Source organism: Lactococcus petauri (assembly GCF_002154895.1).
Classification (GTDB): domain Bacteria; phylum Bacillota; class Bacilli; order Lactobacillales; family Streptococcaceae; genus Lactococcus; species Lactococcus petauri.
In genome coordinates, this window is sequence record NZ_MUIZ01000017.1 from 1 (window position 1) to 8,623 (window position 8,623).

The 8,623-nt window shown below is 29.4% G+C and carries 9 protein-coding genes; 7 read left to right on the plus strand and 2 right to left on the minus strand.

The features are described from left to right. The 7 genes from BZZ03_RS12045 to BZZ03_RS11410 form a co-directional block, all read left to right on the plus strand. A partial coding sequence (locus tag BZZ03_RS12045) for a hypothetical protein (RefSeq protein WP_158092888.1) occupies window positions 1-1,023 on the plus strand: 1,023 nt, incomplete at its 5' end. Next, entirely contained in the window at window positions 1,016-1,969 is a 954-nt protein-coding gene (locus BZZ03_RS11385; RefSeq protein WP_158092889.1) for an aminomethyl transferase family protein, read from the plus strand. The genes BZZ03_RS12045 and BZZ03_RS11385, both read left to right, overlap by 8 nt. After that, complete coding sequence (locus BZZ03_RS11390; protein ID WP_086583360.1) at window positions 1,969-4,164, plus strand: beta-ketoacyl-[acyl-carrier-protein] synthase family protein; 2,196 nt, start codon at window positions 1,969-1,971, stop codon at window positions 4,162-4,164. The genes BZZ03_RS11385 and BZZ03_RS11390 overlap by 1 nt, the downstream gene beginning before the upstream one ends. A gap of 14 nt (window positions 4,165-4,178) precedes the next feature. Then, window positions 4,179-5,375 (plus strand): glycosyltransferase, encoded by a 1,197-nt coding sequence (locus BZZ03_RS11395; RefSeq protein WP_086583361.1) that lies wholly within the window; start codon window positions 4,179-4,181, stop codon window positions 5,373-5,375. Further along, the gene (locus BZZ03_RS11400) at window positions 5,362-5,952 is read left to right on the plus strand and encodes a 4'-phosphopantetheinyl transferase family protein (RefSeq protein WP_143466347.1); all 591 of its coding nucleotides are present in this window, start codon (window positions 5,362-5,364) and stop codon (window positions 5,950-5,952) included. Before BZZ03_RS11395 ends, BZZ03_RS11400 begins: the two co-directional genes overlap by 14 nt. 17 nt (window positions 5,953-5,969) lie before the next feature. After that, window positions 5,970-6,305 (plus strand): biotin/lipoyl-containing protein, encoded by a 336-nt coding sequence (locus BZZ03_RS11405; protein WP_158092890.1) that lies wholly within the window; start codon window positions 5,970-5,972, stop codon window positions 6,303-6,305. A gap of 377 nt (window positions 6,306-6,682) precedes the next feature. Further along, window positions 6,683-7,027, plus strand: coding sequence for a hypothetical protein (locus BZZ03_RS11410; protein ID WP_086583363.1), 345 nt, complete (start codon window positions 6,683-6,685; stop codon window positions 7,025-7,027). Between the two features lie 34 nt (window positions 7,028-7,061). Here BZZ03_RS11410 and BZZ03_RS11415 read toward each other — a convergent pair whose 3' ends face one another. Beyond that, window positions 7,062-7,997, minus strand: a complete 936-nt coding sequence (locus BZZ03_RS11415) for an ImmA/IrrE family metallo-endopeptidase (RefSeq protein ID WP_086583364.1) — start codon at window positions 7,995-7,997, stop codon at window positions 7,062-7,064. A 14-nt stretch (window positions 7,998-8,011) separates the two neighbouring features. After that, entirely contained in the window at window positions 8,012-8,371 is a 360-nt protein-coding gene (locus BZZ03_RS11420; RefSeq protein WP_086583365.1) for a helix-turn-helix domain-containing protein, read from the minus strand. Window positions 8,372-8,623: the final 252 nt, after the last annotated feature.

Here is an 8,623-nt window from a genome sequence, read left to right on the forward strand (position 1 = left end):
GATAATGGAAGTCTATATATAACTAACAATTCTGGGGAAGTGATATTAGAGGACACATTCTTACAATTTTCTTTACCTCAAGATGTTATATTTTTAGTTGATGAATATAAAAATAGGATAAATATTAACTGTATTGGTGAGAATATAAATATTCAAAAAATCGTTGAACTATCTCCAAATAATATAAACAATAAATATCAATTTATAGAAATTCCAAAAAGAGATTACGGAAAATTTGTGAAATTTGGGTTGAGATTTTGGAAACAGGATTATTTAATTTTAGAGGGAAATCATTATGTTCCATATGTTCCTGGATATTTTCCAAACGAACAAGATGATTTTTTAAGGGCTGAAGAGTTCAAAAAGAAAAAATTTTGTTATATTATTAATTCTGAACAATTAAAACTCACATACAACTGTTCTTCAAATTCTTCTAATCAAATGCAGTATCGTCCCTTATCTTATATGGAATTAACTTCCATTGAAGATATGCAATTAAACTATAGTATTCATTTGGAAAGATTATCGATACACGATGACATTTTATGCTTAAATGAATTAGAAATTATTGAAGTTAATTGGAAAAACTTTAGAGAATTTAGTGCTCATACTGCGATGCAAATGAATTCGGTTAAGCATCATATTACACAAGTAAGATCTCCTCTCTTTTATCAGATAAATAAAACTAAAGGTGAAATATATATCGGAGATAATAAAGCCACTCAGTACAGATATAAAGAGCTAGAATTTTCATGGGCTTGTTCAGGACGTGTACAGGCTTGGAAGTATGATAACTTTTATATGTATGAAAATAAAGGTCCTGTTTGGGAGATGATGAATAATCTTTTGGTTTATGATGTTAGTAAGCATGTTTATTTTTTGATTAGTGTAGAAGAAGGGAGTATTTATTCTTTCAAAGAAAACAATAGGATGGTGATTCGATGTGTAATACCTAATAAATCAAATATTAAGGATTGTGTGAAAATAAAACAACTAGTTAAAAAGGAGAAAAATGATGAATAAAATTTATACTGAGTTACGTAAAGATAAAGCATATCAAAAATTTGAGGGCAAAATTTTTGAACTTAAAGGATATGATGTGGAAGATGCACTTGGAAAAGTTATTCCCAAAAATATTGAATTCATGGACATTGATACTTGCGGATTTTCGTTTATATTAACTGATAAGGGAGATGTTTTTTCTGAAATAATTTTTTATAAATTAGAAGATAGTTATATTTTAGCTTCTAAAGATGATTTATTTCCTCTATTTGTTGATAGTGAAGGAGATTTTAATATTAGAGATGTTTCAGATGAGTTAAATTTAATTCAAATAGAAGGAAAGAATTCTGGGGAAATTGCACAACAATTTTACGAATATGAAATTTCAACTTTAGCTTTCAAAAATGTTACTAAAGCCGTATATAAAGATAAAGAATTTATTATGGCTCGTTTTGGTTATTCCGGAGAATTTGGATATCAATTTATTTTGAATAATAATATTGTTGAACAATTTATTAACGATTTTCTTTCGATTGTCCCTGTATATGATGATTTTGTGGGGGATTATGTTAAATTTGAGGTAAATCATCCTGTCTCAGATTTATATAATGGTGATGCTAACTTATTTGAGTTAGGCTATGCATGGAATCTCGATTTTACTAAGGAAGAATTTATAGGGCGTGCAGCTATTTTAAATAAAATAAATGAAACAACCACACAAAGTATTGTGTTTTCAAGTTTAGAGAAAGTTCAGGTAAACGAAAGTATTTACTTTGACGGTCATAAAATTGGCCAAGTTTATTGGGTGAGAGACTCTCTAGATGAAAATCCTAAACGGAATTATTTAGGCATGCTTCAAGTTGAAGAGTACTATGCTCACTCAGGATTACACTTTATTACATCTGAAGGAGTCGAGATAGAAACATTATCTAATCCTTATACTATTCCAGAAAGTTGGTCAAAATAATGGGTAATGATGTTAATATTACAGGGGTTGGAATAATATCGTCTTTAGGGAAAAATATTCAAGAACATAAAAAGAATTTATTTTCACAAGCAGAGGGGATAAAACAAAAAAGATTTACTAACGGAAATCATGAACTTAATTCTTATGTCGGAGCTGTAGAAGATGAGCTGAATGTTCCTGATAAATACAAAGGGGAGTCTCGCAATTTTAAGCTAGCATTTTTAGCTTTTGAAGAGGCGATTTCATCAGCGAAACTTAATTTTTCAGAAAATAAAAAAATTGCTATTTGCTTGGGGACGTCGCTAGGGGGGAAAGTATTAGGACAAAAAGCACTTTATGATTTTGAAGATGGAAAACGGGATATCCCAAGTGATATGTTTGAAAAACGTTCATTACACCACATTGTTGATGAATTAATAGCCTATCATGAAATTGAAGCAAGTTACTATGTTATATCAACGGCCTGTTCGGCAAGTAACAATGCTGTTATTTTAGGGACGCAACTTCTACAAGATGGTAAATGTGATATAGCAATTTGTGGAGGGTGTGATGAGTTAAGTGACATTTCTTTAGCTGGTTTTACCTCGCTAGGAGCGATTAATGAAGATTCTCCATGCCATCCTTATTCTACTGGGAATGGAATAAGTTTAGGTGAAGGAGCAGGGTTTATTGTACTGGAAAAAAAAGACGGAAGATATGGAAAAATTTTAGGAGGATCTATCACATCTGATGCATACCACATTACAGCCCCCAAAGCAACCGGGGAAGGTGCTGCTCAAATTGCATTAAATTTATCACAACAATCAGGGGTATCGTTAGATAAAATTGATTATGTTAATGGACATGGTACAGGGACTCGAGCAAATGATAGTATGGAAAAATCCCTGATTGGAAAAAACTTTCCTTTGACGACAAGGGTTAGTAGCACGAAAGGACAGACAGGTCATACACTAGGCGCTGCAGGAATAATTGAAACCATCAATTGTATTTTAGCAATGGAAGAGCAGAAAGTACCAGCTACCAAAACGATAGAAAATAATACTGAAGATCATTTTGTGAGAAATAAGAATATACCAAAAGATATAACTTATGCGCTTAACTTTTCTTTTGCATTTGGTGGTAATAATAGTGGAGTCCTCCTTTCAAAAAATGGTACAGCTACTAAAACGTACGTATCTAATGAAAGAGTAAATATGAATATACTATCTCATGCATCCACATTTGAAAAATTAGGGGACCTGAAGGAAAAATATGTAGAGATATCAGAGAATACTAGTAAGATAACAGGTCTTCGTTATAATGATTTTTCAAGTTCAGTCAAAATAAATCCTGCTCAATTCCGTAGGTTGGATAATTTTTCAAAAATGTCTGCAACTACAGTAGCCAAGGCTATTGAACGAAGTGGTTTAGATTTAAGAAAGTTAGATCTAAGTAAGATAGGTATCCTATTTACAACTTCATCTGGACCTTTAGAAGTAGTGGAAGATATAGAAAAACAAATTAGAGTAGACGGATATGATCAAGTATCTGCTTCAAAATTTCCCTTTACAGTTATGAATGCAGCGGCAGGAATGTTGTCTATTTTATTTAAAATTAAAGGTCCCGTCTCTGTTATTGCTTCAAACGTTGGTTTTGCAGATGGAATAACATATGCAGAAGAAATGATGAAAAATGAAAAATTATCACATATCTTAATTGTGTCTGCTTCTCAATGGACTGATTTATCTCTCTTAGCTTGGGAAAAATTAGGTTACGATACAGATAAATTTATACCTGCAGATTATTGTAGTGTGATGCTTATAGAAAATAGCTCCAATATAACAGAAGCTAAGATACTTGGTGCGGAACAAATTAAATATGATAATGTAAAGAAATCAGAAGAAGAAATTAGAGAATATTTGAACACTATTATTGAATTAGAGTTATCCAAAAATAGTATTAAGTTTGAAAACATCAAAGGAATTGTATGGAATGCTAATAAAAAGACAGAGGCAAAAGAATATTGTGTTGTAGAAAAATGGCTTGAAAGTACAGATATTCCAATATACAAATTAGATGAACTAAGTTTTTCTTCTGATGGTTCAGGGGAAGAATTAGATTTTATTTTAAATAATAATAGATTAATTCGTGGAATATATTTGATTATAGCTTATTCAAGATTCGGTGGTATATCTATTGTTTTAATGGAAAAATAGTCAGGTAAAGTTAAATGAAAAAGTTTTTATTTGCACCCTTCATGATGAATTTAGGAGAAAGTCAACGTTTATCTCAAATTGCTGAAGTTCTTCAAAGCGCAGGTCATGAGATTCATATATTAGGGGAAGTTTATTATCCATTTTTATTCAATGATGATTCATATATTTTCCATTATTGTGATTATGATTCACAAGTTTATTGTAAAGAACGTTACTCACATTTCTTTTCGTTTGACATGGATTTTAATTTTTTATCGGATGAGGAAATTAAAAATCTTTGTAATTATGAACGAGACCTTTTAAAAAAATATCAGTTTGATGCTGTATTTACGGGATATCGCTTAAGTATAGTTGTGAGTTGTAAGATTGAAAAAATACCTCTTATCTGGGTTATTTCAGGATCAGTACAAATTGATGAAATAATCAGGAATATAGATGGCATCATTCCTTATAGATTAAAAATTAATGCCAATGACGAAAAAGCTAGAGAAACTATTAAACATGTAGTCCTCTCATATTCGAAAAGTGTAGACTCATGGAATAAGTATATTATAGCGGCAGGAGCTCCGCCTATGCGTACGGGTTTAGAGCTTTTTATAGGGGATTTAAACCTAATTGCAGATTATAGTAAATTTTATAACTTTGATTTACAGAGTAACTATAAATTAATTGGACCTATACTTTTTTCTTCAAAAAAATCAAACTTCAGTGTATTTAAAGGTGAGAAGAAAGTATTATTAAGCTTTGGAACATCATTTAATAAACTTTGGTTAACAAAATTTGTTGCTACTCTTCCGAAAGGTTTTTCCTATATTTTAACTACATGTGGAGAAGATATACAGATAGATAGAGAAGATGTCCAATTAATAGATTTTGTTGATTTTAATACCTTAGGAACAAACATTCTATTTGCAATCATACATGGAGGACAAGGAACAGTATATGATATGGCTCGTCAAGCAATTCCATTTATTGGAATTCCATTTTTTAATGAACAATTATGGAATATAAAAAAATTTGAAAATCAAGGTGCGGCTATTTTACTAAATGAAAATGAGAGTGAAATTGAGGATATAGTATCGAAATTTTATGAAAAACTAGAAAATTATACTAATAATATGTTAGAAATAAGTCAGGAAATTTTAAATGAATCTAAAATATCATTAAAAAATATTGTAGAAGTAGTGGATGATTTTTTTGAAAAAAAATAAAATTAAAGTATATATTTACAAGGATCGTGGTGAAAAGATTGTAAATAATCTTTTTGGGGAAAGATTAAAACGATATAATGAAGCCATTAGAACAGAAACCCAAAGAAAATTGCTTGTAGGAAGTCAAGTTTCTTTTGAAATATTACGCCTGTATAATCTGGCTAGCATGACCCTAATTCAAGTTTTTGAAAAAAGTGCACATGAATTGAAAGAATTACCTTTTTATGTTAGTTTTGCTAATTCAGATAAATATTATGTTCTGGCAATTTCTAGCTCCCCAATCGGAGTAGATATAGAGATATTAAAAGATCGAAATTGTACCATATACGATAAATTTTTAGGAAAAAAATATAAGAATATGAAAATAGAAGAGAAAAAAGAATACTTTTATAAGAAGTGGTTAGAAAAAGAAGCCTCTATTAAAAATATTTCTCATTCTACTAAGAATAGAATGTTTTATCAAAAGATGTCAGAGTTAGTACTGGGGGTGTACGGATTAGAAGATTCAATAATAGAATTTGTAGAAATAAATAGTTTCAGACAAGTTTATTTGCCAATCAAATTAGAGGATTATTGATAAGAGTGGAGGAGATATTGTTAAATGAAAAAAATAGATTCTTCATTATAGAAAATCTTTTGGGAGATATAAAAACTACTTCAAATGATAATAAAATTTCGGTACTTTATAAGGAAACGAGATTAGTGGGATGTAGAATATTTTTAAGTAAAATAGTTGGTTTTGTGCATTTTAAATATAAACTTTCAAAAGGGTTAACCTTGTCACAAGGGGATTATTTGTTGTACATTGAAGAATTGAAAATTCTAAACGATATTTTTATGGAAGAATCTGGAAAAGTAGAAGCTATATATGTTGAGGAAGGACAATTTGTCATGTACGGCACACCTTTAGTTTTGATTAGAGTAAAATAAAGGGTGTTGTCATAAAAACTGGATTTACTGCAATTAGATATTAGATTTAAAAAGATAAATTTAAATCTAATTATGCGGATAAAAAATATACAAAATAAAAAGGGTGTAAAGGGTGCTAGATTTAAAGTTTTATGGAAGAATATGAGATAAAACGATATAAAGCATTATCTTAAACTTTGTATTTAATGCAGTAAATATAGGTTTTGAAAATTAAAAATTTAAAACTAACCAAAAAACTAACCAAGCAATGAAACGTGTGCATATTGAAATAAAATTTATAAAATAAAGAGCCATTAGAAAAAGTCTAATGACTTTTTACTTTGTAAGTATGATTATGATAGAATAGTATTTGAAAATATTGTTTGGGAGGGGATTTATTGAAAAGTAAAAAGTGGTATATTATTGGGTTAGTAAGTTTGGGAGTGATTTTATTTGGTATTATCTTAGTGATAAGACAAATGAATTTGAGTAATATGGATGGAAAGTACCATTATTATTATAACGATAGTCAAACTTATAGTGATGAAGTTAGTTTAATTATACATGGGAATGATGTTTCTATTATAAATGATGATGAGAAAACTTCTGTAAAATTGGATAAGAAGAATAAAATTATAAGTGGATGGATAAATGCCCCTTATACGTATCAAGATGGGGTGCTAAATTTTGGTGATGAACAATATGCTGAAGAAAATTCTAAAGCGTATAAAAATTCCAAATAAAAAGTTGATTAGAATTTTATTTCTAATCAACTTTTTATTTTACTTTTTTGTAGTACTCGTCCATTACAAGTTGTTCAAGTAAATGATTATGTGTAGCGTGTGCGTATTCTAATTCTAAAATTAGTTCTTGGATGCTTTTGAGTTGTAGATTTTTTTGACATTCATTTTGTTTGACGGATATTCCGTTACTCATTTTTATGAAAATATTTTCATAAATTACATTTTGCTTTTTTTGAGAAATAATTGTTTTAAGTTCGTAAGAGGCTCTTTTTTCGCCTTCCCTAAGCCTTAAGACATAATTTAGTGCTTGCTGATAATTCATGTTCAATATATGCTGAAAATAATTGAGTAACCTATTGTGCATGGCTGCCTTACTCATACATATTTGAGAGCAAGCAGAGTTAAAAGATAATTTTTGAAGGAGAAACGCTTCTAATTGCTCTGTTGAGCAGAAGAGTAGAGAAGCGATAACATTAGCTTCATCTTCAAAATGTATCATTTCGGAAGAGTATTTTCCTGAAAATTTTGAAGCAAAAATCAAGTGCTTGGTTTTACTTGTATTATGGAAATGTAAGTGAACTAGCTCATGAAGAATTGTGAAAATTATTCGTTGTTTAGGCATACTTTGATTAATCATAATAATTGATTTATTGTTAACTTTTTCTGGTATTGTTACACCGTAAGTTTTACTTGCTAGATCGTCATCAAGAAATCTAAACTTTGCATTTTTAACAATATCTATATATTTGATTAAATCATCTGAGGGAAGAGGTGGATGATTGGCTGAGCTTTCAAAGAAAGTAAAAAGAATGTTATATTTATCTTCAAAATAAGAAATGATGTCAGAATAAATAATATACTTTTTCCTTTTATTTGTATATTTTGAAATATTATCTAATAACATGGAAGCCATATCCATATACATTTTGTATAATGGAGCATTTACATGTCTATACTCAATACCTGCCATATGAAGAATGCTTTCTATTTTTTCCAGTTAGAATCATCATCGAATAATTCTCTTGCAATTTTCATCATATTTTTGACAGATTCATTAAATTTAGCTTGTTCTTCTTTTGTCATATCTTCGCTTTCCATACGAAAAGCAGCAAGAAGTTCATTTTCTTCTTCAGTTAAATTATTCTCTGTTTTATTTTCTTCGCGTCCAAGAAGGTAGTCGGTGGTTACATCAAAGTATTTTGCTAATTCTAATAGTCGCTCTTGAGTAGGATTTTGTACTTTGTATCGATAGAGTGTGTTTTTTCCATAATTTAAATCATTTTCGATTTGATTAAATGATTTATTTTTTTCAGAAGCTAGTTTTTTTAGGCGTTCGTAGAACATAATAAAAAATCTCCAATTTTGTTAACTTATTAGTTGACATTTTTAACTGTATCGGTTAAAATATAAATATAGTTAATCGCAACGGTTAATTATTGAAATAAAAATAAGCAAATAGCCCCAATAACTGGAGCATTTGCAACATTATAAATAACTCAATTAAGTAAAACAAAAAAGTTAAACCTAATTGTGCTACTAATAGTACATGAACACTACTATTATAGCATGAAGAAGTATTTGCTTCAAGTGTGATTA